Genomic DNA, 23370 nt, shown 5'->3' with positions numbered 1-23370 from the left:
GATCTGCATCACACTGAAATGACAGGGCGGCGCGCGTGGCCGCGTGCACCGCGACGAGGGGAGCGGCAGTGGGACACGTGCGAGGAGTGCGGACGACAGCAGCAGCGTGCGGTGTGGCGGCGGTGATCGCCGGCCTCGGCGGGTGCGCCAACCCGCTCGACGAGCTCAGTGAGTCCGGTGTCGAGAAGATCGTCGAGGAGGGGCTGAACTCCGCGGACGGCGAGGGCGACAGCGACGTCGACCTCGGCATCGGCGGGAGCGCCGACCTGCCCGACGACTGGCCCGCGGAGATCCCGGCGCCCGCCGGCAACGTGGTCATGTCCACCAAGATCGACGGCTCGTGGACGGCCTCCATCTCGACCGACACGGCCGGCGTCGAGGCGTACCTCGCCGAGCTGGAGAGCAGCGGGTTCGTCAGCGGCGACGAGATCGACCTGGGCGGGATGACGAGCGCGACCTACTCGGCGTCGGGCCCGTACGCGGTGACGGTCAGCTCGATCACCGACGACGAGGCCGCCGAGGTCGTCATGAACGTGATGGTGCTCCCGGACGAGCAGGTCGAGTAGCGGCTATGCCTCGTCGCGCGCGGCGCGCTCGACCAGCACCATCGTCTCCTCCAGGGTGGCGGGGACCTCCTCGAGGCGGGCCTCGACGCCTGCGTCGCGCAGCGCCGCCGACACCTCGTCGGGGGCGGTGCCCGCCACGCGGCTGGTGCGGCCCGAGAGGACGACCGGAAGATCTGCGTCGCCGAGCGCGGCGAACGCCCCCGCCCAGTCGTCGGCGTGGACGACGACGGCGCGCGTGCCCGAGGTGATCTCCGCCGTCGTGCCTGCCGCGACCTTCTTGCCGCGCGACATCATCACGAGCCGGCTGCACTGCTCCGCCTCCTGCATGTAGTGCGTGGTCACGAGCACGGCGACGCCGTTCTCCGCCTGCTCGTGGATCGTGTCCCAGAGCCGGGCCCGGGCGAGCGGGTCGACGCCGGACGTGGGCTCGTCCAGGATCAGCAGGGTCGGCCGGTGCAGCAGCGCGCAGTGGAACGCGAGCTGGCGTTGCCTGCCGAGTCCGATTGATGCTGCCTGTCGGTCGCGGACCTCGGCGAGCGTCGGTGGGAGCGGGGGTAGGTCGTCGACGCCGAATGCCTCGGCGACGAACGCGACGTTCTGGTCCACCGTGAGCTCCAGGTAGAGCCCCAGGCCCTGCGGGACGTAGCCCAGCGCGTGCCGGTCGGATGACGCGGGCGCGGACCCGAACACCTCGGCGCGGCCGTCGGTGGCCACCTCGAGCCCGAGGAGGACGCGGAGCAGCGTCGTCTTGCCCGCGCCGTTGGCCCCGAGCAGCCCCACGATCTCGCCCGGCTCCAGCCGGAGCGAGACGTCGTCGACGGCGGTGAACTCCCCGAACTTCTTGGTGATGTTCTCGGCGACGACGACGGCGCTCATCGGTGGTCCTCCTGCGTCCGGGCGAGGCTCAGCGCGATCAACGCGTCCTCGAGGTCGGGGGTGATCTCGTCCCCCGGGGCGGTCTCGCCCGGAGGTGTCCAGGTGTGGAACGCCGTGCCGCGGCGCCACGTCCGGCGGCCCGCGGGCCGGTGGTCGGTGGCCGAGACCGTTCCCGGGACCTCGTGCACGACGGCGGTCGGGTCGCCGGCGGTCAGCACGGTGCCCGCGTCGAGGGCGACCACGGTGGAGGCACGCTCGGCCTCGTCCAGGTACGTCGTCGTCATCCCCACGGCGGTGCCGCGCGCCGCGGCCTGGGTGACCAGGCGCCACAGCTCGACGCGGCTGACCGGGTCGACGCCGGTGCTCGGCTCGTCGAGCAGGAGCAGGCGGGGGCGGTGCAGCATCGCCATGCAGAAGCCGAGCTTCTGTCGCATCCCGCCGGAGAGCTCGCTCCCGAGCCGGGACGTGGCGTGCGTCAGTGCGGCGGTCTCGAGGAGCTCGTCGCCGCGCTCGCGGATCGTGGCCGCAGACATCCCGTAGGCGACCCCGGCGAACTCCAGGTTCTGGCGGACGCTGAGCGCCGGCCAGACACCCGACGTCGAGGGTTGGTAGCCGACCTCGGTGAGGTCCGGGACGTCCGCGGCCCCGCCGTCGAGCGGGACGCGGCGCAGCAGGGCGCGCACGAGCGTGGTCTTCCCGGCGCCGTCACCCCCGACGATCGAGGTGACGCGCCCCTCGGGCAGGTCCAGGCCGACGTCGTCGAGCGCCGTCGTGGCGCCGAACCGGACCGTGACGTGCCGGGCGCCCCACATCAGCGGGCCTTCGCGGGGGCGAGGTCGCGGCGCAGGCGGACGACGGCAGTACCGAAGATGACGACGGCCATCAGGACGAGGACGGCGAGCGACGGCCAGAGGTAGCTCCACGAGGAGTCCCGCAGCATGATCCCCTGCGAGATCTTGGTGAAGTACGTCAGCGGCAGGAGGTACCCGATCCACCGGACCCCGGCCGCCATCGCCTCGAGCGGGAAGATCATGCCGGAGAGCAGCACCTGGGGGAGCAGGGTCATCATCGCGACCTGCACGGCCTGCCCGGTGGTCTGCGAAACGGTGGAGATCAGCACGCCGATGCCGAGGACGACGAAGAGGAAGATCGCGGCGCCCAGGACGAACGCGGTGACGCTGCCGTTGAACGGGACGTCGAACACCCACATGCCGAGCGCGGTGATGATCACCATGTCGACGCAGGCGAGGATGAAGTAGGGCGTGATCTTGCCGATGATCACCGAGGCGGACGAGAACGGCATGACCGCGAGCTGCTCGAGCGTCCCCTGCTCGCGCTCCCGGACCAGCCCGATGCTCGTGATGATGGTGCCGATGAACGTCAGGATCAGCCCGATCAGGGCGGGGACCATCACCCACGAGGTCTCGAGGTCGGGGTTGTAGAGGATCTCGGAGTCCACCGCGTCGCCCAGGCCCGCGACGATCACGTTGGCCGTCTGGGCCGCGAAGAGGTTCGAGCCGTCGATGAGGACGGTCGGCCTGTCCGACGGCGAGGCGTCGCCGGTCAGGATCGCCATGTCGACCTCGTCGTCGGCGAGCTGGTCGCGCACCTGCGCCCCGGTCCCGTCCTCGTCGACGGTGGTGAGGTCGAGCTGGTCGGAGGCGTCCGGCGACCGGGAGACGAGCTGTTCCGCCTGGCTCGCGTCGGAGCCGACGACGGAGACCGTGAGCGTGTCGATCGTGAAGTTGGCGGCGAACCCGAAGATGATCAGCAGCATCAGCGGCAGCCCGATCAGCATGGCGAGCGTGCGCTTGTCGCGCCTCAGCTCGCGAAACTCCTTGATGATCATTGCGCGCATGGTCGCTCCCGTGGACTAATTCATCGCTCGTTGAATCTAAGGTAGCGGCTCTGCCTCGAGGCGTCGAACCCGCCCGACGGCGTGTCGTCCCGGAGGGGTGCGTCGGGCAGGCGGCGGAGGCGTGTCCCCCAAGACGTGACGGCCCCCTTTGGTCATTCGCCTGAAGGAAATGGACTCCAGGGGTGAAATGTGTGCCACGGGTAGCGGTTCGACATGACTTCTCTACGCTGACAATTGTCCGTAGTGAAAAGGAATCAACAAGGGGGCAGTCATGTCGCTCGTCGAGTCGGTCAAGTCGGTCTTCTCCAAATACGCGACCTTCTCCGGGCGTGCGCGCCGCTCCGAGTACTGGTGGTACTCGCTCGTGATCTTCATCCTGTCCGCGATCGTGGGCGGGATCGGCAACGACATCCTCACCTTCGTCTTCAGCCTGGTGATCCTTGTGCCGACGCTCGCCGTGGGTGTCCGCCGGTTGCACGACACGGGGCGCACCGGATGGTGGATTCTGATCGGCCTCATCCCTGTCATCGGGACCATCGTCTTGATCATCTTCTTCGTCCAGGACAGCGAGTCCGGCTCGAACCAGTACGGCCCGTCGCCGAAGGGCGCGGGGGCCAAGACGGCCTAGGGTCGACGGCTCCTCTCTTCACACGCACACGAACGGCCGGGTACCCGCGGGTGCCCGGCCGTTCGCGTGACCGACGGGCGCGTGACCGAGGGGCGTGCGGCCGTCGGTGGGCCGGTGCACGATGGGCGACACGGATCACCAGCGCTCGACCACCGACCCGATGCGGAGCCTGACATGCGACTGACCGTGCACACGTTCCTGACCCTCGACGGGGTGATGCAGGGTCCGGGCGGACCCGAGGAGGACACGAGCGGGGGATTCACCGCGGGCGGCTGGATGACGGCGTTCGGCGGGCCCGACTTCGGCGCGGTCGTCGACTCGTGGTTCACCCGGACGGCGGCCCTGCTGCTGGGCCGCACGACGTACCAGGCGTTCGCCGGGTTCTGGCCCCAGGTCACCGACCCGGAGAACACCGTGGCCGCGGCCATCAACGCCATGCCCAAGCACGTCGTCTCGACGACCCTGCCCGAGCAGGACTGGACCGGAACCCGGGTGGTCCGCCCCGCCGACGGCGGCGCCGTCGAGCAGGTGCGGCAGATCCTCGACGCCGGCGGCCCGGACGACGAGCTCCAGGTGCACGGCAGCCACCGGCTGGCCCGCACCCTGCACGACGCCGGGCTCGTCGACGAGTACCGGCTCCTGACGTTCCCGGTGGTGCTGGGCCAGGGCAAGCGCCTCTTCGACACCGGGTCAGCCCCGAGCGGGTTCCAGGTGGTCGAGACGGCGGTCGTCGACGACGTCGCGACCTATCACGTGCTGCGCCCGGTCCCGCTGGACGCTCCGCGGGAGTTCGCCGTCGAGGACGGGCGCGAGGTCACCCGGTAGCGGGTGACCTCGCGCGCCGGCCGACGAGCTAACCGACGAGTCGCGCGGACGCCTCGCGGACGGCGTCGAGCTCGCCGTCGAGGGTGACGGTGACGTCGCCGATGAGGTCCGCGAGCAGGACCCGGACCGGCGCGCCCGTGCACGGCACCTCGGTCCGTGACGACTCGACGCCGTCGACCGAGACGACGGCCTCGAGCTGGGTCCCGAACGGCGCGGCACACTCGGCGTGCAGCGTCGCCCCGCGGGTGGCCGCGACGTCGGCCCGGAGAGCCTGCTCCTCGAGGTCCGGGGTCAGGACGGCGGAGGCGAGCAAGACGTCGAGGTCCGGCTGGTCGGAGGTGACCGTGCCGTCGGTGCCGAGCGTCAGAGCGTCGCAGGGTCCGTCACAGCCCCAGATCCCGTGGCCCGTTCCCTTCCGGATCGCGACCACGTCGTCGACCTGCGCCTCGCCGAGTGCGGCGGCGAACACCGAGATGTCGTAGAAGCCGTACGGGTCGCGCACCGTCGGGATCGGGAGCGACTCGGCGTAGATCTGCTGCTGGAACGCCTCGAACTCCTCAAAGTCACGCGTGGTGTCCCACTCTGGCGTCCCGACACCGTCCCAGATCCGCAGACCCACCTCGTCGGCCGGTCCGATGCCGCCGACGATGACGCTCTCGGCACCGTCCGGACTGACCAGAGTGACGAAGGCACCCTGGTTGTCCGAGATGCGCGTCATCCCGCCCAGACCTGCCGAGTCGGCACGCCCGCGCTCGTAGAGCTGTTCGAGCCCCGCCGCGTCGGTCGACCAGACCTCGAGGTTCGGGAACTGCTGGTCGTCGGCCGGGAACGTGACGACGAACCGCTCGTCCGTCCCGACCCACGAGTCGAGGCCCAGGTCGAGGACGACCGTGCCGTCCGAGAGCTCGGACCCGACGGCCTTGTCGGTGGCGACGACGCCGTCGACGTCGACGAGCACGGGCTGCTCGCCGGCCCGGAGCACGTCGCCGCCCAGCGTCGCCGCGGCCGGGGCGCTCTCCGTCGTCTGGTCGAACAGCCCGCCGGGGACGGCGATCGCCGCACCCATCACGGCACAGGCGGCCACGGCGACACCGGCGGTGCCGAACGTGCGCCGCGTGTGCGTCCTGAGGCTGGCGTGCAGGACGTCGTCGGGGTCGAGGGTCGAGCGGACGGGCTGGGACTGCACGCTCGCGCGGAGCCGCGCTGCGAAGTCGTCGGTCATGAGAGCTCTCCTTCGAGAACGGTGCGGAGCCGGCCGAGGGCACGGGCGGCGGTGGACTTGACGGTGCCGACCGGCATGCCGAGCTCGGCGGCGACCTGGTTGGCAGGGAGGTCGAGCAGGTGGCGGAGCACGATGACGCGGCGCTGCTTCACGGGCAAGGTCAGGAGGGCACGCACGACGGCGTCCCGGTCGTGGACCCGCGGGCCGTGGTCCGTCCCCGTGTACCGGTGGTCCGGCACGTGCGACTCGGTGCTCTGGTCGGTCAGGATCTCGCGCCGTGTCCGGCGCCAGGTGTCGATGCGGAGGTTGGCGAGCGTGCGCCGGGCGTACGCGAACGGGTCGCCGTCGGACGCGCGGCCCCAGTGCCGCCACATCCGCTCGTAGGTCTGCTGCACGAGCTCCTCGGCGCGGTGGTGGTCGCCCGTGAGCAGGTAGGCGATCCCGGTGAGGCGGTCCTGCGAGCCGCGGACGAAGGACACGAACTCCTCACCGCGGCTCGCGACGTGGGATCGCACTGGGATGGAGGTGGGGGGTGCGCCGAGCGCAGCGTCGTTCGTGGTCATCTCGCCCCCGTCGTCGGTCTCATACCCTCAACACGCACGAGGACGGTGAAAAGGTTCCGTCCGGTGCACGGTTCGAGTGAACCGCAGGTCGCGCGGAGGCGCCGAGCGGCTACTGCGCGAGGCGGCCGCGTCGTACCAGGTGCGTGGGGACCACGACGGACCGCGACGGGCCGGACGGGTCCGCGAGCCGTGCGAGCAGCTGATCCGCGGCCCGGCGGCCCATCTCGGCGGCGTCGTACGCGACGACGCTCACGCCGAGGGCGTCGGCCAGCTCGAAGTCGTCGAACCCGACCAGGGTCACGTCGAGCGGGATGCCCGCGGCCCGCACGACGGCGGCGCTCGCCCGGTTGTCCCCGGCCAGAACCGCAGTCGGTCGAGGCTCCGCCGACAGGAGGTGCAGCGCGGCGGCGTCGAGATCCTCGGCGTGCGGGCCGACGTGCTCCAGAGCCGGGTCCGGGTCGAGTCCCGCCCCGGTGAGCCCGCGGCGGTAGCCGGCGAGGCGTTCCTGCTGCGTCGCGAGCGACCCGTTGGTCCCGAGGAAGCCGATCCGCCGGTGACCCGCGGACGCGAGGGCGCGTACGGCGTCGTACGCCCCGTGCTCGTTGTCCAGCACGACGGAGTCCGCGACCAGGCCGTGCGCCTGCCGGTCGACGGCGACGACGGGAGTGCCGAGACGCTGCTCCGCCTCGAGGTACGACTGGTCCGCCGCGGCCGGCACGAGCAAGAGCCCGCGCACCCGCTCCGCCAGGAGCGCGTCGACGACGGTGCGCTCGACGTCGGGATCATCTTCCGCCGCGGCGATCACGAGCGTCAGCCCGTGTGCCGCGAGCACACGCTCGACCCCGCCGGCGACAGCCGCGTAGAAGGGATTGCCGAGATCGCCCACCACGAACCCGACGGTGGTCGAGACCCCACCCGCGCGAAGCGACCGGGCGAGCCGGTTGGGACGGAACTGCAGGCGCTGCGCGGCGTCGAGCACCGCCGTCCGGGTGGCCGGCGCGACGTTCGGCTCGCCCGAGACGACGCGTGAGACCGTTTTGGCGCTGACGCCGGCCGCGCGCGCGACGTCCGCGAGAGTTGCACGGGGGCCGCGTCGGTCGGCGCTCGCGGTCACGGGGTCGGCGCTCGGCATCCCGTGAGCGTACCGGGATCGGCGCTGGGACGGTCTGCGTCGTCGGTCCGGCGAGGTACGGGCGTGCCGGCCGAGTGGCGCGACCGCACCGCCCGCGCGGTGGCCGGCCGGGCGGCCACCGCGCGGGCAGGGTCTACAGCAGGGTGAGGCGGTCGACGGCGAACTCTCCGGCGTTGACGAAGATCAGGAGGTCGTGGACGTCGGTGAGCGTCGACGTGTCGCAGCCGAGGTCGGCGATGTCGACGGAGACGGTGTCCTCGCTGCCGGGCTCGACCCAGACGTACGGCGACTGGCACCAGGCCCAGTCGTCGCCGGAGCGCACCGCGAGCGCGACGGAGGTGCCGACGTCGGCCGTGCGGACGTCGAGCTCGAGCGCCGCCCGGTCGCTGAGGTCGAGCGGCTCGTCGAACTCGGGCGACCCGAACCAGGCGCCGTTCGAGCTGATCGCGAGCGAGGAGTCACCGTCGGTGGCCCAGTCTCCGGACGTCGTCAGCGAGCCGGGGTCGGACTGCCAGGTGGCCGGGACCCAGCCCTCGGTGCCCGACTCCCACGAGCCGAGGACCACGGGAGCGCCCGGGACGGGCTTGACCGTCACCGTCAGGACCGCCGACGTGCTGCGGCGGAGCCTGTCCTTGACGGTGTACGGGACCGTCAGCGTTCCGGTGAACCCCTCGTCGGGCTGCACGTCGACGACGCCGGCCGCGGAGATGCGGGCGGACCCGCCCTCGAGGTCGACCTCGGTCTGACGCCCGGGCGCGTCCGAGAGGTCGAGCGTGCGGTCCGAGACCGTCGAGACGAAGGCGACGTCGTTGGCGAGCACGTCGACGGACGCGACCTGACCGGTCTCGACGACGACGGTGTCGTGGTCCGCGATCGGGCCGGGAATGCGGTGCTGGTCGGGCCACGGCACGAGCGAGGCGTGGGTGGAGACGAGCTCGCAGACCGGGCTCGGGCAGTAGACCGTGAATCCGTCGTAGTCGGCATAGAGCGTGCCGTCGTCCTGCTCGGCGGTCAGCGTCCAGTACAGGGCGCCGTCCACGCCCCAGCGCCGGACGTCGGCGAGCCAGTCGGCGTAGACCGGCATGCGGGTGGCCTTGTCGATCACCCCGAATTCCCCGAGGTACACCGGCTTGCGAAGCTTGGCGGCCTCGAGCGCGTGCTGCCGGATCCAGCCGCCGCCCCACTCGGACGTGGTCCTCCAGTGGTCGGGGTAGAGGTGCATCGACATCATGTCGATGTCCGGGAGCGCGGCGAGCGCGACGGTGTCGACACCGTCGGCGCAGTCCTCGCCGAAGTCGGGCCCGTAGCCGGACTCGCCGTACCGGTCGTCCATCACGCGCTCGTTCTCGTCGCGGCAGAAGAAGCCTTCGTCGCCCGCGGTGAGCAGGTGTCGGGCGTCGACCGACTTCACGTGGGCGCTCATCTCGGCCGCCCACGTCGTGATGGTGTCGGCGTCGCAGTCGCCGTCCGGGTACGCCCCGGCGCTGGTGCAGCGGGGCTCGTTGGCGAGCTCCCAGGCCATGATCGTCGGGTCGTCCTTGTAGGCGACCCCCGTCACGGTGTTGACGCGGTTGAGCAGGGTGGAGACCCAGTCCTTGTACCAGCCGCGGATCTGCGGGTCGGTGTAGAAGTCCGCGTGGGAGTCGCCTCCGGCCCAGCGCACGTACTGGTCCATGCCGCCGAACGCGTTCCAGTTGTTGGTGAACGGGATGACGAGGCGCAGGCCCCGCTCCCCGGCGGCCGCGACGACGTGGTCGAGGCGTTCGAGCCCGTCGGCCCCCTCGTTGACGACGGGGCGGCCCTCGTCCTCGTCCCAGGCCTGGTACCAGACGCCCTCGAAGTTCTGGTGCACGGAGCCGGAGCCGTCGGGGTTCTGGAAGTCCTGGAACCCCCAGGTCCGGACGACGTCGAACCCGGCCTCGGCGGCGTCGTCAAGGACCGCGTCGGCCATCTCGGGCGACTTGTACCCGAGGTAGTAGTTGTTGGTGCCGGCGAACTCGAAGGTCTTGCCGTCGAGGACGAGGCGTGCCCCCTTCGTCTCGACGAAGCCGTCGGAGTCCCCGGATTTCTTGGCGGCCGGGCTCGTGACGGTGGGTGTCGTCGAGGTCGGCGCGGCGGACGGTGCGGAGGCCGTCGCCGTGGTGGCCGTGGCGGTCAGCAGCAGCGCTGACGCGACGGCCCCGGCGGCCAGTGCCCGTGCTCGGGCCCGTGGTCGGTACATGGTTCTCCCCTCGTGGGCGCCGCCTCGTTGCGGCGCGCTCTTCATCTGAGTGCATTAAGCGCTTAATGTCAACGCTGACATGTACGATGGTCGACGACGGCGCCCCGGTGGTGCCCGACATCGACGTCGACACACGTGAGGACCTGAGCGCGCATGACCCCTTGGACCGACCAGGCCGACCACCGCAGCTGGCTGACCCGCGAGCGCCTGCGCCTGCTGGAGTTCGGCCGCGACGTCGTCGCCCCGGCGGGCGGGGCCGCGTGGCTCGACGAGCACGGCGTCCCCGCCCTCGACCGCGGCGTCCAGACCTGGATCACGGCCCGCACCGTCCACACGTTCGGACTGGGCGCGATGCTCGGAGTGCCCGGCAGCGCGCGGATCGCCCGCGGGGCGCTCGCGGGCCTGACCGGCCTCCTGCGCGACGGGGAGCACGGCGGGTGGCTCGCCCACGTCGACGCCGACGGCACGCCGGTCGACGACTCCAAGCAGTGCTACCAGCACGCGTTCGTCGTGCTCGCGGCGTCCACCGCGACGGCCGCCGGGTTGTCCGGCGGCCAGGAGCTGCTCGACGAGGCCACCGCCGTCTTCCTCGAGCGGTTCTGGGACGAGGACGCAGGGATGTGCGTCGACGCGTGGGACCGCACCTTCACCGAGCTCGACGGGTACCGAGGCGTCAACGGCAACATGCACGCGGTCGAGGCGATGCTCGCCGCAGGGGACGTCACCGGCGACCGCGCCTGGTACGCCCGCGCCCGGCGCATCGCCCGGCGGGTGGCGGAGAACGCCGCCGCGCACGAGTGGCGGATCCCGGAGCACTACGACGCCGCGTGGACCCCGGAGCTCGACCTCAACCGCGAGCGCCCGGACGACCCGTTCAAGCCCTTCGGCGCCACGGTCGGCCACGGGTTCGAGTGGTCGCGGCTCTTCCTCCACATCGACGCGAGCCTGGGGACGGACGAGCTGTTGCCCGCTGCCCGCAACCTCTTCGACCGCGCGCAGCACGACGGCTGGTCCGTCGACGGCGCCGAGGGCTTCGTCTACACCACCGACTGGGAGGGCGCGCCGGTGGTCCGCGACCGGATGCACTGGGTCGCGGCCGAGGCCGCCGCGGCAGCGGCGACGCTGCACACGCGCACGGGTGAGGAGCACTACGCCCAGGCGTACGCGACGTGGTGGGACAACATCGCCGACACGCTCGTCGACCGCGAGAACGGCTCGTGGCACCACCAGCTCGACCCCGCGAACTCGCCTGTCGCCACCGTGTGGCCCGGCAAGCCCGACCTGTACCACGCGGTCCAGTCGACGCTGCTGCCCGTGGCCCCGCTCAGCCCCGGGCTCGCGGTCGCTGCGCGCGACGGCCTGATCGGTGCGCGTACCGCGGAGGCGGGCCGATGACCCGCGTCGTCGTGGTCGGCGAGGCGCTGGTCGACGTCGTCCACCGCACCGACGGTTCCGTCGAGGAGCTGCCGGGCGGCAGCCCTGCCAACGTCGCGATCACCCTCGGTCGCCTCGGCCGGTCTCCGCGCCTGGCGACCTGCCTGGGCGACGACGAGCGGGGCCGGACCGTCCGCGCATGGCTGGGGGAGTCGGACGTGGAGGTCCTGGCGACGCCGGTCGGGCGCACCTCGACCGCCCGCGCCCACCTCGACGCCGACGGCGCGGCGACCTACGACTTCGACCTCGCCTGGGACCTCGGGGCGGGCGTCGTGCCCGCGGGCGACGTGCTGCACGTCGGGTCGATCGCTGCCCTGCTCGAGCCGGGGGCGTCGGCGGTCCTGGACGCCGTGCGGTCGGCGCCTGGCCTTGTGTCCTACGACCCGAACGCACGTCCGACGATCACCCCCGACCGGGCGGCGGCCTGCGCGCGGGTCGAGGAGATCGTCGCGCTCTCCGGGATCGTCAAGGTCAGCGACGAGGACCTTGCCTGGCTGCGCCCCGACGAGGCACCCGCCGACGTCGCGGCCCGCTGGTCGACGATCGGCCCGGCGGTGGTCGTCATGACCGCCGGCGGCGACGGCTCGGTGATCTTCCGTGCCGGGACCGAGGCCGCCCGCGTCCCCGTCCCGCGGGTCGACGTCGTGGACACGGTCGGGGCCGGCGACACGTACACGGGCGCACTCCTCGACGGCCTGGTCGAGCTCGACCTCACCACCGTCGACGCGCTACGGGCCGCCCCCGACGCCGAGATCGTCGCGGTCTGCACGCATGCGGCGGCAGCCGCGGCCGTGACCGTCTCGCGCGCCGGGGCGAACCCGCCGCGGCGCGCCGAGCTCGGCCGCGCCGTGCGCTGACGCCGGACCGTGACAAGCGCCGAGCGAATCGGTGCCAGTACCCTCGGTCTACCGGGGCCACGCCGGGTCGACGAGGGAGTTCACGTGCGGCGCATCACCATCGCGGACATCGCCCGGGAGGCAGGAGTCTCCACGGGTGCGGTGTCGTACGCGCTGAACGGGCGTCCGGGCGTCTCGGAGGAGACCCGGGCCCGCGTCGTCGCCGTCGCGAACCAGCTCGGCTGGGAGCCGAGCTCGGCCGCGCGCTCGCTGTCCGGAGCGCCGACGCAGACGGTCGGGCTGGTGCTGGCGCGGCATCCCAGCACGCTCGGGGTCGAGTCGTTCTATATGCAGTTCATCGCCGGGATCGAGTCCGAGTTCGCGCCGCGCTCGTACGCGCTGCTCCTGCAGGTGGTCCCCGATCTCGAGGCCGAGCTCGAGACGTACCGCCGCTGGCGCGCTGCCCGGCGCGTCGACGGCGTCGTCCTCGTGGACCCGCGCCAGGACGACCCGCGCATCGAGGTGCTGAGCCGGCCGGACGCGCTGCCAGCCGTCGTCGTCGGCGACTCGTCCCTCGCTGGCGACCTGCCGAACGTGTGGACGGACGACGCGGCGGCGGTCCGTGAGTCGGTGCGGTACCTGTATGCGGCCGGTCACCGTCGGATCGCCCGCGTCGGAGGCCTCCAGGAGCTGGGCCACACCCACATCCGCGACGTCGCGTTCCGCGAGGAGGTCGAGTCGTTGGGCATCGAGGGGCCGCTCGAGCGGACCGACTACACCACGGGGTCCGGTGCCGACGCGACACGCCGTCTGCTGACGTCGGTCGACCGGCCGACGGCCGTCGTCTACGACAACGACGTGATGGCGCTGGCCGCGATGGGGGTCGCGGCCGAGCTCGGCGTGCGGGTCCCGGAGGACCTCTCGATCATCGCGTGGGACGACTCGCCGTTGTGCCAGGCCACCTACCCTCCGCTGTCCGCGCTCAGCCACGACGTGACCAGTTTCGGGGCGCACGTCGCCCGGCGGCTCTTCGACCGGATCGACGGCGTCCGGGGCGGCAGCTTCCTGGACTCCACGCCGACGCTGCGCCCTCGGGGCACCACGAGCCCGGTCCGCGCCTAGCGGTCGGAGGGGCGGGCAGAGGCCGGCGGCCACCCGGCCCTTCCGGTTTTCGCCACCGGCGGTCCTGTGCCGGGCTCTCGCGCCTGCACCGATGCTGGATCGTGACCTGACAACGTTGACACACGTTCACTTAAGCGGTTAACTGATGATCAGCAACACAGCCTGGCGATCATGGTCAGGCTCGGCGGGCAGGCCGGGAATCTTCCGTGCCGAGGGCAAATCTACGGTCGCAGCGATGCGTTGTGGATCACTTAACCGCTTCGTTCAGTCAATGACGACAGGAGACATGGAAATGAAGCTCAAGCACAGTGCCGGCTTCGCAGCCGCAGGCGTGCTCGCGATGGCGCTCACGGCCTGCAGCAGCGGCAGCGACAGCGGTGACGACGCAGCGGAGAGCGGCGACGGCGCGATCAGCGGCGACATCACGGTCCTGACCAACCGCACCGACCTGATCGACACGACGTTCCAGGACTACAAGAACACGTTCGAGTCCGAGTACCCGGACGTCAACGTCGAGTTCGAGGGCATCACGGACTACGAGGGTGACGTCTCGATCCGCCTCAACACGCAGGACTTCGGTGACGTCCTGCTGATCCCGAACACGGTCAGCAAGGACCAGCTCCCGAACTTCTTCGCGCCCCTCGGCAGCGTGGACGAGGTCTCCGAGACCTACCGGTTCGTCTCCGAGCAGGCCTATGAGGACCAGGCCTACGGCGTCGCCATCACCGGCAACGCCCAGGGCTACGTCATCAACAAGAAGGTGTGGGAGGAGGCCGGGATCACCGAGGCCCCGACCACGCCCGAGGAGTTCGTCGACGCGCTCCAGGCGATCGCCGACTCCACCGACGCGACCCCGTACTACACCAACTACGCGGACGGCTGGCCGCTCAGCCAGTGGCAGGGCAACCGCGGCGTGATCGCGGGCCCCGAGACCGAGCAGATCCTCGCCGACACGGACGAACCCTGGACGGAGGGTGAGGAGCAGTACGCGATCGACTCGCTGCTCTACGACGTCGTGGACGCCGGCCTGAGCGAGGACGACCCGACCACCACCAACTGGGAGGAGTCGAAGACCCTGCTGGGCTCCGGCGAGGTCGCCACGATGGTGCTCGGATCCTGGGCCGTGACCCAGGTCCAGGACGCGGCCGAGGCCGCCGGCGGCAGTCCCGACGACATCGCCTACTGGCCGATGCCGTTCCAGGTCGACGGGTCGTTCCACTCCACGATCGGCGGCGACTACAAGAACGCCGTCAGCAAGTACTCGGAGAACCCCGAGGCTGCGCGCGCCTGGGTCGACTGGTTCGCCCAGGAGTCCGGCTACGCCGAGTCGCAGGGCGGCCTCGCGCCGACCGTCGAGGGCGAGCTGCCGTCCACGCTCTCCGAGTTCGAGTCGCTCGGTGTCGAGTTCGTCGAGATCGACCCGGCCCCGGCCGGCGAGGAGACCGCGCTCTCGGACATCTACGACACGGCCGAGATCGACCTGTGGGGCAACGTCTACCGCCAGAAGATGATCGACACCGCCCGCGGTGCCGCCGACGGCGACAAGGCCTCGTACTTCGACAGCCTCAACGAGCGCTGGTCGGCAGCACGCGCCGAGGTCGGCTGACCTTCCGCTCCGACCACGGGTGGCCCCCGCAGCATCCGGGGGCCACCCACCCTTCGTGAAAGGACCACTGATGTCAGTGTCGACCGGTGCCGACGTGCGGATGCGGCAGGGAACCAACCGCCGAGGGCTCCAGCCCCGCAGGCGTGGCGCCCGCAAGCCGCGTCAGGTCTTGACCCCGTGGCTGTTCCTCGTCGCGCCGGTCGTCCTGCTCGTGCTGTTCACCTACGTGCCGGTGACCAACATGGTCTGGTACAGCTTCACGAACTGGGACGGCCTGGACCCCGTCAAAGAGCCTGTCGGGTGGACGAACTACGTCGAGATCTTCACGCGGCCGGAGATCTTCCAGGTCTTCTTCGTCAGCCTCTACTACGTGCTCGGCGCGTTCGTCCAGCTCGCCCTCGCGCTCTACTTCGCCACGATCCTCAGCTTCTCGACGTGGTTCAAGAACTTCTTCAAGGGCATCCTCTTCTTCCCGTACCTGCTCAACGGCGTCGCGATCGGGCTCGTCTTCCTGTACTTCTTCCGGCCGGACGGCACGCTCGACGCCCTGCTCTCGCTCGTCGGCGTGAACGAGCCGCCGCAGTGGCTCGGCAACCCCGACATCGTGAACGTGTCGCTCGCCTCGACGTCGGTCTGGCGCTACATGGGCCTGAACTTCGTCCTGTTCCTCGGCGCGATCCAGTCGATCCCCGAGGAGCTCTACGAGGCCGCAGAGCTCGACGGTGCCGGCAGCTGGGACAAGTTCCGCAGCATCATCCTGCCGGGCATCCGGCAGATCGTCGGGCTCTCCGTGATCCTGGCGATCTCTGGCGCACTGAGCGTCTTCGAGATCCCCTACATCATGACCGGCGGCGCCAACGGCACCGAGACCTTCGTGATCAAGACCGTCACGACAGCCTTCACCTTCTCCAAGGTCGGGCTCGCCTCCGCGATGGCTGTCGTCCTCCTCTTCATCGTGCTGGCGTTCACGTGGCTGCAGCGCACGATCTTCCCCGACGACAAGGTGGACCTGACATCATGACCGCCCTGCACACGAGGCCACGTCCCGTGGCTGCCCCGAGCCGCTGGGAGTCCGCCCGGATCGGTGCGCGACGCCAGATCCGCGCCGCCTCACCCCTGCTGGGACCGATCGGGGCCGCGGCCAAGTACGCGAGTCTCTTCGTCGCCGTCGCGGTCGCCCTGATCCCTCTCGTCACCGTTCTCATGGCAGCGTTCAAGACGCCCGAGGAGTTCGCCACCACCTCGCCGCTGGACGCGCCGTCGAACTGGCTGAACTTCGACAACTTCGTCACGGCCTTCGTCAAGGGCGGGATGCTGACCGGGTTCGTCAACACCTCGATCATCCTGGTCGTCGCCGTCACGGGCACGGTCGTCATCGGGTCGATGACCGCCTACGCGCTCGACCGGTTCGACTTCCGAGGCCGCAAGCTCGTGCTGCTCGGCTTCCTGCTCGCCACCCTGGTGCCGGCCGTGACGACGCAGGTTGCGACCTTCCAGGTGATCAACGCCCTCGGGCTCTTCAACACCCGTGGCGCCGCGATCGTCCTGTTCATGGGCACGGACATCGTCTCGATCTACATCTTCCTGCAGTTCATGCGGTCGATCCCGCGGTCGTTGGACGAGGCGGCGATGCTCGACGGCGCCAACCGCTTCTCGATCTACGCGCGCATCGTCTTCCCGCTGCTGAAGCCGGCGATCGCCACGGTCGTGATCATCAAGGGCCTGGCCATCTACAACGAGTTCTACATCCCCTTCCTCTACATGCCCTCCCGCGACCTCGGCGTCATCTCGACGTCCCTGTTCCGGTTCAAGGGCCCGTTCGGTGCGCAGTGGGAAGTCATCGCGGCCGGTGCCATGATCGTCATCATCCCGACGCTCATCGCGTTCCTCGTACTTCAGCGGCACATCTACAACGGCATGACCTCAGGAGCTACCAAGTGACGAGCACGACGGCGCCGACGGCGGCGCACACGACCACCCGTCCGACCGGCGTCCTGCGTCACGACCTGACCACGGGGTGGACCGTCACCCCGGTCGCCGGGCCCGCCCTGGGCCGGGTCACCGACCCGGTCCCTGCGACGGTCCCCGGCAGCGTGCACACCGACCTGCTCGCGGCCGGCGTGATCGCCGACCCGTACCTGGACGACAACGAGTCGGCGCAGAAGTGGATCGCGCACAGCGACTGGCGCTACGAGACGACCTTCGAGTGGACGGCCGGCGGGCAGGACCGTCACGACCTGGTGCTCGAGGGGGTCGACACCGTCGCGACCGTCGAGGTCAACGGGGTCGTCGTCGCCGAGCCGCGCAACATGCACCGCAGCTACCGGGTGGACGTGGGCGAGCACCTGCACGACGGCGAGAACCGGCTGGTCGTCACGTTCGCCTCGGCCGTCCGCTACGCCGACGCCCAGTCCCTGGCGCTGGGCTACCGGCCGCAGGTCAACCACCACCCGTTCAACGCGATCCGCAAGATGGCGTGCAGCTTCGGGTGGGACTGGGGGATCGACACGGCGACGAGCGGCCTGTGGAAGCCCGTCGCGATCGAGTCCTGGTCGACGGCGCGTCTCGCCTCGGTGCGCCCGGTGGTCACGGTCGACGTCCCCGACGGTGCCCGTGCGGGCGCCCGGGGTGACGGCGTCGTCGAGGTCCACGTCGAGATCGAGCGTGCGCAGTCGTCCACCGAGGCGCTCGACGTCGTCGCCCGGGTGGGTGAGGCCGCGACCACGGTGACCGTCCCGGCCGGGGAGTCGTGCGCCGTCGTGCGCGTCGAGGTGCCGCAGGCCGAGCTGTGGTGGCCGCGCGGATACGGCGAGCAGCCGTTGTACGACGCCGTGGTGTCGATCCGTACAGAGGCTGATCGGGACGAGTGGGCCGGGCGGCTGGGCTTCCGCGAGGTCGGCCTCCGGATGGAGCCGGACGCCGAGGGGACGAGCTTCGACGTCGTCGTCAACGGGCGCACGATCTGGGTCAAGGGCGCCAACTGGATCCCGGACGACGCCTTCCCGCACCGCGTCACCCGCGAGCGCTACGCCGCGCGGATCGCCCAGGCGGAGTCCGCCAACATGAACCTGCTCCGGGTCTGGGGCGGCGGCATCTACGAGGCTGACGACTTCTACGAGCTCTGCGACGAGCGCGGCATGCTCACGTGGCAGGACTTCCTCTTCGCCTGCGCGGCGTACGCCGAGGAGGACCCGCTTCGCTCGGAGGTCGAGGCAGAGGTCCGCGAGAACGTGACGCGCCTGGCGCACCACGCCTCCCTCGTGCTCTGGAACGGCAGCAACGAGAACATCTGGGGCTGGCACGACTGGGGCTGGCCCGCGCGCCTGGACGGCCGGACCTGGGGCCTCGGGTACTACACCGACCTGATCCCCGCGATCCTCGGCGAGCTGGACCCGCACCGCCCGTACACCCCGTCGTCCCCGTGGTCCGGCTCGCTCGACGTGCACCCCAACGACGTCGACCATGGCTCGATGCACTCGTGGGAGCTGTGGAACCGGCTCGACTGGCCGCACTACCGCGATCTCGTCCCGCGGTTCATGGCGGAGTTCGGGTGGCAGGGGCCGCCCACGTGGTCGACCCTGACGCGGTCGATCTCGGACGACCCGCTCACCCCCGAGTCCCCGGGCATGCAGGTGCACCAGAAGGCGATGACCGGCAACGACAAGCTCACCGACGGGCTCGTCGCGCATGTCCCGATGCCGGACGACATGGACGACTGGCACTGGGCGATGTCCTGGAACCAGGCGGTCGCGATCCGCACGGCGATCACGCACCTGCGGTCGTTCGGCGAGCGCTGCACGGGCTCCGTCGTCTGGCAGCTCAACGACTGCTGGCCCGTCGTCTCCTGGGCGGCGGTCGACGGCGACGGGCACGCCAAGCCCCTGTTGCACGCGCTGCGCCAGGCCTATGCCGACCGGCTGGTGACCGTCCAGCCGCGCTCCGCGGACGGCGGTCACGGCACCGGCTCGCTCGCCGTGGTGCTGCACAACGACACCGACGAGGCGTGGGGCGGCGAGCTCCGCCTGCGTCGCGTCCGTGGCGTGGCCGCCGGTGCCGGTGACGTCCTCGCGGAGAAGACGGTCGCGGTCGACGTCGGCCCGCGCGGGGTCGTGCAGGTCGAGGTCCCGGCCGAGGTCGCCGAGGCCGGTGACGCCGCGACCGAGGTCGTCGTCGCCACGCTCGACGGAGCGCGCGACGTCTGGTTCCACGTGGAACCACGCGACGCGACCGCGGGGACGCTCGAGGCGACGGCCGAGCGCGACGGGCGCGACGTCGTCGTGCGCGTGACCGCCCACGGCCTCGTCCGTGACGTCACGCTGCTCGTGGACAAGGTGGTGCCGTCGGCGGAGGTCGAGCGCGCGCTCGTGACGCTCCTGCCCGGCGAGACTGCGGAGTTCCGCGTCTCGGGGGCCGGCGACGCGGCACCCGAGGCGTTCTGTGCGCCGACGGTGCTCCGCCACGTCGGTCAGCTCGTGGGCGGTGCCGCGTGACCGCCGTCGTGCCCCTGCCGGGCGGACCGGTGCTGGGGATGACCTGGGGATGGCCCGGCGTCCGGGGGACGTGGGCGACCGAGGCCGCCGAGGCGTCGATGACCGCGATGGTGGACGACCTGGCTACGACCTGGACCGCCGTCACGTACGCCACCGAGCAGCAGACGGTGTACTCGACGCAGATCCCGTTCACCGAGGCGCCGACGCTCACCGACGACGAGGTCCGGTGGGGGATCCGGGCCGCCAAGGAACGCGGCCAGAAAGTCTGCCTCAAGCCGGTCGTCAACGTCGCCGACGGAACCTGGCGCGCCTACATCGGATTCCTCGAGCCGGACGTGCCCAACGAGCCGACCTGGGGCCAGTGGTTCGACTCCTACCGCGCGTTCATCGTGCACCACGCACGGATCGCGGAGGAGGAGGGCGCGGAGATGTTCTGCGTCGGCTGCGAGATGGTCCGCTCCGACAAGTACGACGACGAGTGGCGCCGTACCGTCGCCGCCGTGCGCGAGGTGTACACCGGCCTGGTCACGTACAACTGCGACAAGTATCAGGAGGACCGCGTCACCTGGTGGGACGCCGTCGACGTGATGAGCGCGTCCGGCTACTACCCCGAGGGCGGCTGGGAGGCCCAGCTCGACCGGGTCGAGGCCGTCGTGGAGCGCGAGGGCAAGCCGTTCTTCTTCATGGAGACCGGGTGCCCGAGCCGCACCGGCTCGGGACGGGTGCCCAACGACTGGACCCTGGTGGGGGAGCCCGACGTCGGCGAGCAGGAGCGGTGGTACGCCGACATGCTCGCCGCGACGGCCGCACGCCCCTGGGTGCAGGGCTGGGTGCTGTGGGACTGGCCCGCCACGCTGTACTCCTTGCAGGACGCGGCGCAGGACGACGACTATTGTCCGTACGCCAAGCCTGCCGCCGCCGTCATCGCCGACCGGTACAGGGCACTCGCCACCCCGGAGGACTGATGCCGTTCCTCGACCTGCCGCTCGCCGACCTCGAGTCGTACGTCGCCGACACGCGCGAACCCGACGACCTGGACGCCTTCTGGCGGCGCACGCTGGCGGACTCTCGGGCGGCGGGCGGGGCCGTGCAGGTCAGTCCCGTCGAGACTGGACTGACTGCGGTGACGGTCGACGACGTCATCTTCCCCGGGTTCGCAGGAGACCCGGTCCGGGCCTGGCTCACCCGACCGGCCGGTGCCACGGGCGCCCTGCCCGTCATCGTCGAGCTCGTGGGGTACGGCGGTGGTCGCGGGATGCCGCACGAGCACACGCTCTGGGCCACCGCCGGGTTCGCGCACCTCGTGATGGACACCCGCGGGCAGGGCAGCGCGTGGGGCAACGGGGGTGCGACCCCCGACCCCCACGGCTCCGGACCCGCGACCCCGGGGTACCTCACCCGCGGGCTCGAGTCGCCCGAGCAGCACTACTACCGCCGGGTCGTCACCGACGGGGTGCGCGCCGTCGACGCCGTCGCACAGATCGAGGGCCTCGACGCCTCGCGCGTCGTGGTCAAGGGCATCAGCCAGGGCGGCGGGCTGGCGCTCGGGGTCGCCGGGCTGGCTCGTGGACTCTGCGGTGTCCTCGCCGACGTGCCGTTCCTGGCCGCGTTCGAGCGCGCCGTCGCGATCACGGACGAACGCCCGTACGGCGAGCTCCGGCAGTGGCTGTCCGTCCACCGCGACGGCGCAGCCCAGGCGCTCGCGACGCTCGCCTACGTGGACGCGGCCAACCTTGGTACCCGCGCGGACGCCCCGGCGCTGATGTCCGTCGCACTGATGGACCCCGTCTGCCCGCCGTCGACGGTGTACACGGCGTACAACCGGTACGCAGGACCCAAGGAGATCGACGTCTACCCCTACAACGGGCACGAGGGCGGCCAGCAGCACCGGTTCCCGCGCCAGCTCGCCGCCGTGCGCCGGTGGGTGGGGCCCGACCAGCACGCCCGCTGACCCCCACGTCGGTCGAGCCTGCCCGCACGTCGGTCGAGCCTGTCGAGACCTCGAGACCGCCCGCACGTCGGTCGAGCCCGCCCGCACGTCGGTCCAGCCTGTCGAGACCGTTCCGACGCGGGTCGAGCCCGCCCGCACGTCGGTCGAGCTTGTCGAGACCCCCTATGCCGCGAACCGCGGACGCCGGCGGTTCGCCCGCTTGCGCTGACTCGCCGTCATTCCGCCCCAGACGCCCTTCTCCCGGACGTGGGCGAGGCCGTAGGCCCGGCACTCGGCGAGGACGGGGCACGACTCGCACCGTGACGCCGCCTCGAGCTGCTCGTCGGCGTCGTCGGAGGTCCAGATCGCCGTCGCCGCGACCGACCCGCTCCGGCAGGGGATCCGGTCGCCGCTGCCCTCCGTGGCGTCGATGGCGTCGATCAGGTCGGCGAGGTCGACGTCCCGCTTCTCGTCGATGAACATGGTGCCTCCTTCGGTTACCGGTAGTTCGGAGCGAAGGGGGCGATCGGATGCAGACCGGAGACTCGCGTCGTCGGGACGCGAGGGATAGAGCGTCATGTCTACCCGGGGTAGACGGTCTGACGTCCACGGTGGAAGCCGGGTATCGTGAGCGGGTATGAGCCTGAACATCAAGAACGAACGGACGCACGCGCTCGTCCGACAGCTCGCAGAGCTCACCGGCACGTCCCAGACGAGCGCCGTGGAGGGTGCGGTGCGGCGGCAGCTGGAGGCCGTGCTCGCAGAGCGAGAGCGGTCGGACGAGGCCGCCGACGCGCGACGACGCCGGGCAGGCGCCCTTATCGCGAGCCTTCGGGCCGATCTGACGGATGCGGACCGTGCGGCGTTGCGCGTCGCCGACGGTGATCTGTTCGACGAGTCGGGCCTGCCGGCATGATCGTCGACACCTCCGCGATCGTCGCGGTGCTGCTCGACGAACCTGCGGCACCGGCGATCGCCGAGCTGCTCCTCACGGAGACGTCGGCGATGTCCGCGGCCACGCTCGTCGAGCTCGGTGCCGTCGTCGGTGGTCGCCTCCCGCCGCAGCAACGTCGCCGTCTTGACGCGTTGATGGAGCTCTGGGAGATCGAGATCGTCCCGTTCGACGCGGTCCAGGCCGAGATCGCGCGCGGGGCCTACCGCGACTTCGGGCGGGGGAGCGGACACGCTGCACGGCTCAACCTCGGGGACTGCTACGCGTACGCGCTCGCGTCGGACCGTGGTGAACCGCTGTTGTTCGTCGGTGACGACTTCTCGCACACGGATCTCACCCCGGCGCTCGTGGGCTGAGGAAGTATCTTGGCCTCCGCCGCGTTACGCGTGCGGCCGCACCCCGCGGCAGTGAGGGAACGAGGAGACCGCATCCGTGGACGCCATTCGCTGGTTGTTCGACGCCCAGCTCGTCATCGGTGACCAGACGATCCTCTGGCGCGAGATCGTCGGCAACGTCTTCGGTCTTGCCTCGGCCCTCGGCGGAATGCGTCGCAAGGTCTGGGCCTGGCCCGTTGGGATCGCCGGCAACCTGCTGCTCTTCACCGTCTTCATGGGCGCCGTCTTCGACACCCCGAACCCGGTGAACCTGCTGGGGCAGGCCGGGCGGCAGGTCATGTTCATCGCCGTCTCGGTCTACGGGTGGAGGCAGTGGCGCACCCGCGGGGACGCTCCCGCCGTGACCCCGCGCTGGGCGTCCGCCCGGCAGCGCACCGGGCTGATCGTCGCGCTGGTCGCCGGGACGGTGCTGCTCACGCCGATCTTCCGTGCGCTCGGCTCGTTCGAGCCCGTCTGGGCCGACGCCTGGATCTTCGTCGGCTCGATGCTCGCGACCTACGGCATGGCGCGCGGGTGGACGGAGTTCTGGCTGATCTGGGTCGCGGTCGACCTCGTCGGGGTTCCTCTCCTCGTCTCCGCCGGGTACTACGCGTCCGCTTTCATGTACGTCTTCTACGGCGCGTTCACGCTGGTGGGCTTCTTCGTGTGGCGTCGCGTGCAGCGGCGGGGTCCCGGGGTGGACTCGCCGGAGATCGAGACCCTGGGCGGTTGACG

General features: G+C 71.1%; 23 protein-coding genes. 15 read left to right on the top strand and 8 right to left on the bottom strand.

The genetic code is table 11. The features are described 5' to 3' along the window. Window positions 1-68: 68 nt before the first annotated feature. Window positions 69-566 (top strand): hypothetical protein, encoded by a 498-nt coding sequence (locus BLU20_RS01490; RefSeq protein ID WP_157270229.1) that lies wholly within the window; start codon window positions 69-71, stop codon window positions 564-566. 3 nt (window positions 567-569) lie between these two features. On the opposite strand, the gene BLU20_RS01485 is transcribed toward BLU20_RS01490, so the two are convergent. From BLU20_RS01485 to BLU20_RS01475, 3 genes are read right to left on the bottom strand one after another with little or no spacing between them, the layout of a single operon-like run. Next, on the bottom strand, window positions 570-1442 hold the full coding sequence (locus BLU20_RS01485) for an ABC transporter ATP-binding protein (RefSeq protein ID WP_083371315.1): 873 nt from the start codon (window positions 1440-1442) through the stop codon (window positions 570-572). Next, window positions 1439-2254: an ABC transporter ATP-binding protein gene (locus BLU20_RS01480; RefSeq protein WP_083371314.1), complete on the bottom strand. Its 816-nt coding sequence runs from the start codon at window positions 2252-2254 to the stop codon at window positions 1439-1441. The genes BLU20_RS01485 and BLU20_RS01480 overlap by 4 nt, the downstream gene beginning before the upstream one ends. Next, complete coding sequence (locus tag BLU20_RS01475) at window positions 2254-3300, bottom strand: ABC transporter permease (protein WP_172828973.1); 1047 nt, start codon at window positions 3298-3300, stop codon at window positions 2254-2256. Before BLU20_RS01475 ends, BLU20_RS01480 begins: the two co-directional genes overlap by 1 nt. A 271-nt stretch (window positions 3301-3571) precedes the next feature. Here BLU20_RS01475 and BLU20_RS01470 point away from each other — a divergent pair, with 271 nt between their 5' ends. Both BLU20_RS01470 and BLU20_RS01465 read left to right on the top strand, forming a co-directional pair. Then, the gene (locus BLU20_RS01470) at window positions 3572-3928 is read left to right on the top strand and encodes a DUF805 domain-containing protein (protein ID WP_083371312.1); all 357 of its coding nucleotides are present in this window, start codon (window positions 3572-3574) and stop codon (window positions 3926-3928) included. A gap of 174 nt (window positions 3929-4102) precedes the next feature. Next, window positions 4103-4753 (top strand): dihydrofolate reductase family protein, encoded by a 651-nt coding sequence (locus BLU20_RS01465; RefSeq protein WP_083371311.1) that lies wholly within the window; start codon window positions 4103-4105, stop codon window positions 4751-4753. Between the two features lie 28 nt (window positions 4754-4781). Here the strand turns inward: BLU20_RS01465 and BLU20_RS01460 are convergent, their stop codons facing one another. The 4 genes from BLU20_RS01460 to BLU20_RS01445 all read right to left on the bottom strand — a co-directional run bounded on the left by BLU20_RS01460 (window position 4782) and on the right by BLU20_RS01445 (window position 9891). Continuing rightward, entirely contained in the window at window positions 4782-5975 is a 1194-nt protein-coding gene (locus tag BLU20_RS01460; RefSeq protein WP_083371310.1) for a hypothetical protein, read from the bottom strand. Continuing rightward, complete coding sequence (locus BLU20_RS01455) at window positions 5972-6538, bottom strand: SigE family RNA polymerase sigma factor (RefSeq protein WP_043109084.1); 567 nt, start codon at window positions 6536-6538, stop codon at window positions 5972-5974. The genes BLU20_RS01460 and BLU20_RS01455 overlap by 4 nt, the downstream gene beginning before the upstream one ends. A 109-nt stretch (window positions 6539-6647) precedes the next feature. After that, window positions 6648-7670: a LacI family DNA-binding transcriptional regulator gene (locus BLU20_RS01450; RefSeq protein WP_083371309.1), complete on the bottom strand. Its 1023-nt coding sequence runs from the start codon at window positions 7668-7670 to the stop codon at window positions 6648-6650. Between the two features lie 133 nt (window positions 7671-7803). Then, entirely contained in the window at window positions 7804-9891 is a 2088-nt protein-coding gene (locus BLU20_RS01445; protein ID WP_172828972.1) for a cellulase family glycosylhydrolase, read from the bottom strand. A 153-nt stretch (window positions 9892-10044) separates the two neighbouring features. Here BLU20_RS01445 and BLU20_RS01440 point away from each other — a divergent pair, with 153 nt between their 5' ends. From BLU20_RS01440 to BLU20_RS01400, 9 genes are all read left to right on the top strand, one after another. Continuing rightward, window positions 10045-11286 (top strand): AGE family epimerase/isomerase, encoded by a 1242-nt coding sequence (locus BLU20_RS01440; RefSeq protein WP_083371307.1) that lies wholly within the window; start codon window positions 10045-10047, stop codon window positions 11284-11286. Continuing rightward, window positions 11283-12182, top strand: a complete 900-nt coding sequence (locus tag BLU20_RS01435; protein ID WP_083371306.1) for a PfkB family carbohydrate kinase — start codon at window positions 11283-11285, stop codon at window positions 12180-12182. The genes BLU20_RS01440 and BLU20_RS01435 overlap by 4 nt, the downstream gene beginning before the upstream one ends. An 84-nt stretch (window positions 12183-12266) precedes the next feature. Beyond that, window positions 12267-13283 (top strand): LacI family DNA-binding transcriptional regulator, encoded by a 1017-nt coding sequence (locus BLU20_RS01430; protein ID WP_083371305.1) that lies wholly within the window; start codon window positions 12267-12269, stop codon window positions 13281-13283. 292 nt (window positions 13284-13575) lie between these two features. Beyond that, the gene (locus tag BLU20_RS01425; RefSeq protein ID WP_231959252.1) at window positions 13576-14889 is read left to right on the top strand and encodes an ABC transporter substrate-binding protein; all 1314 of its coding nucleotides are present in this window, start codon (window positions 13576-13578) and stop codon (window positions 14887-14889) included. 70 nt (window positions 14890-14959) lie between these two features. Next, window positions 14960-15910 carry a carbohydrate ABC transporter permease gene (locus tag BLU20_RS01420; RefSeq protein WP_155990580.1) on the top strand — a complete coding sequence of 317 codons (951 nt, stop codon included), beginning with the start codon at window positions 14960-14962 and terminating at the stop codon, window positions 15908-15910. After that, the gene (locus BLU20_RS01415) at window positions 15907-16830 is read left to right on the top strand and encodes a carbohydrate ABC transporter permease (protein ID WP_029251658.1); all 924 of its coding nucleotides are present in this window, start codon (window positions 15907-15909) and stop codon (window positions 16828-16830) included. The genes BLU20_RS01420 and BLU20_RS01415 overlap by 4 nt, the downstream gene beginning before the upstream one ends. Next, window positions 16827-19379, top strand: coding sequence for a glycoside hydrolase family 2 protein (locus BLU20_RS01410; RefSeq protein ID WP_083371304.1), 2553 nt, complete (start codon window positions 16827-16829; stop codon window positions 19377-19379). The genes BLU20_RS01415 and BLU20_RS01410 overlap by 4 nt, the downstream gene beginning before the upstream one ends. Then, complete coding sequence (locus tag BLU20_RS01405) at window positions 19376-20344, top strand: glycoside hydrolase family 113 (RefSeq protein ID WP_331713063.1); 969 nt, start codon at window positions 19376-19378, stop codon at window positions 20342-20344. The genes BLU20_RS01410 and BLU20_RS01405 overlap by 4 nt, the downstream gene beginning before the upstream one ends. After that, on the top strand, window positions 20344-21330 hold the full coding sequence (locus tag BLU20_RS01400) for an acetylxylan esterase (RefSeq protein ID WP_083371303.1): 987 nt from the start codon (window positions 20344-20346) through the stop codon (window positions 21328-21330). Before BLU20_RS01405 ends, BLU20_RS01400 begins: the two co-directional genes overlap by 1 nt. 162 nt (window positions 21331-21492) lie before the next feature. Here BLU20_RS01400 and BLU20_RS13870 read toward each other — a convergent pair whose 3' ends face one another. After that, window positions 21493-21792, bottom strand: coding sequence for a WhiB family transcriptional regulator (locus tag BLU20_RS13870; protein WP_043109085.1), 300 nt, complete (start codon window positions 21790-21792; stop codon window positions 21493-21495). Between the two features lie 154 nt (window positions 21793-21946). Here BLU20_RS13870 and BLU20_RS01390 point away from each other — a divergent pair, with 154 nt between their 5' ends. The 3 genes from BLU20_RS01390 (at window position 21947) to pnuC (ending at window position 23368) form a co-directional block, all read left to right on the top strand. Next, on the top strand, window positions 21947-22225 hold the full coding sequence (locus BLU20_RS01390) for a type II toxin-antitoxin system VapB family antitoxin (RefSeq protein ID WP_029251662.1): 279 nt from the start codon (window positions 21947-21949) through the stop codon (window positions 22223-22225). Continuing rightward, window positions 22222-22617, top strand: coding sequence for a type II toxin-antitoxin system VapC family toxin (locus tag BLU20_RS01385; protein ID WP_083371301.1), 396 nt, complete (start codon window positions 22222-22224; stop codon window positions 22615-22617). The genes BLU20_RS01390 and BLU20_RS01385 overlap by 4 nt, the downstream gene beginning before the upstream one ends. Before the next feature lie 76 nt (window positions 22618-22693). Further along, window positions 22694-23368 (top strand): nicotinamide riboside transporter PnuC, encoded by a 675-nt coding sequence (gene pnuC / locus BLU20_RS01380; RefSeq protein ID WP_083371300.1) that lies wholly within the window; start codon window positions 22694-22696, stop codon window positions 23366-23368. Window positions 23369-23370: the final 2 nt, after the last annotated feature.

The sequence above is a fragment of the Paraoerskovia marina genome (genome assembly GCF_900105445.1).
GTDB classification, from domain to species: domain Bacteria; phylum Actinomycetota; class Actinomycetes; order Actinomycetales; family Cellulomonadaceae; genus Paraoerskovia; species Paraoerskovia marina.
This window is presented reverse-complemented; position numbering and strand designations above follow the sequence as displayed.

What these genes read in the sequence shown, in the direction of transcription:
- BLU20_RS01475 (WP_172828973.1), bottom strand. Translation starts at nt 3,300, where the DNA reads ATGCGCGCAATGATCATCAAGGAGTTTCGCGAGCTGAGGCGCGACAAG.
- BLU20_RS01390 (WP_029251662.1), top strand. Translation starts at nt 21,947, where the DNA reads ATGAGCCTGAACATCAAGAACGAACGGACGCACGCGCTCGTCCGACAG.
- BLU20_RS01455 (WP_043109084.1), bottom strand. Translation starts at nt 6,538, where the DNA reads ATGACCACGAACGACGCTGCGCTCGGCGCACCCCCCACCTCCATCCCA.
- BLU20_RS01460 (WP_083371310.1), bottom strand. Translation starts at nt 5,975, where the DNA reads ATGACCGACGACTTCGCAGCGCGGCTCCGCGCGAGCGTGCAGTCCCAG.
- BLU20_RS01465 (WP_083371311.1), top strand. Translation starts at nt 4,103, where the DNA reads ATGCGACTGACCGTGCACACGTTCCTGACCCTCGACGGGGTGATGCAG.
- BLU20_RS01400 (WP_083371303.1), top strand. Translation starts at nt 20,344, where the DNA reads ATGCCGTTCCTCGACCTGCCGCTCGCCGACCTCGAGTCGTACGTCGCC.
- BLU20_RS01420 (WP_155990580.1), top strand. Translation starts at nt 14,960, where the DNA reads ATGTCAGTGTCGACCGGTGCCGACGTGCGGATGCGGCAGGGAACCAAC.
- BLU20_RS01435 (WP_083371306.1), top strand. Translation starts at nt 11,283, where the DNA reads ATGACCCGCGTCGTCGTGGTCGGCGAGGCGCTGGTCGACGTCGTCCAC.
- BLU20_RS13870 (WP_043109085.1), bottom strand. Translation starts at nt 21,792, where the DNA reads ATGTTCATCGACGAGAAGCGGGACGTCGACCTCGCCGACCTGATCGAC.
- BLU20_RS01445 (WP_172828972.1), bottom strand. Translation starts at nt 9,891, where the DNA reads ATGTACCGACCACGGGCCCGAGCACGGGCACTGGCCGCCGGGGCCGTC.
- BLU20_RS01485 (WP_083371315.1), bottom strand. Translation starts at nt 1,442, where the DNA reads ATGAGCGCCGTCGTCGTCGCCGAGAACATCACCAAGAAGTTCGGGGAG.
- BLU20_RS01385 (WP_083371301.1), top strand. Translation starts at nt 22,222, where the DNA reads ATGATCGTCGACACCTCCGCGATCGTCGCGGTGCTGCTCGACGAACCT.
- BLU20_RS01440 (WP_083371307.1), top strand. Translation starts at nt 10,045, where the DNA reads ATGACCCCTTGGACCGACCAGGCCGACCACCGCAGCTGGCTGACCCGC.
- BLU20_RS01425 (WP_231959252.1), top strand. Translation starts at nt 13,576, where the DNA reads ATGAAGCTCAAGCACAGTGCCGGCTTCGCAGCCGCAGGCGTGCTCGCG.
- BLU20_RS01470 (WP_083371312.1), top strand. Translation starts at nt 3,572, where the DNA reads ATGTCGCTCGTCGAGTCGGTCAAGTCGGTCTTCTCCAAATACGCGACC.
- BLU20_RS01415 (WP_029251658.1), top strand. Translation starts at nt 15,907, where the DNA reads ATGACCGCCCTGCACACGAGGCCACGTCCCGTGGCTGCCCCGAGCCGC.
- BLU20_RS01450 (WP_083371309.1), bottom strand. Translation starts at nt 7,670, where the DNA reads ATGCCGAGCGCCGACCCCGTGACCGCGAGCGCCGACCGACGCGGCCCC.
- BLU20_RS01480 (WP_083371314.1), bottom strand. Translation starts at nt 2,254, where the DNA reads ATGTGGGGCGCCCGGCACGTCACGGTCCGGTTCGGCGCCACGACGGCG.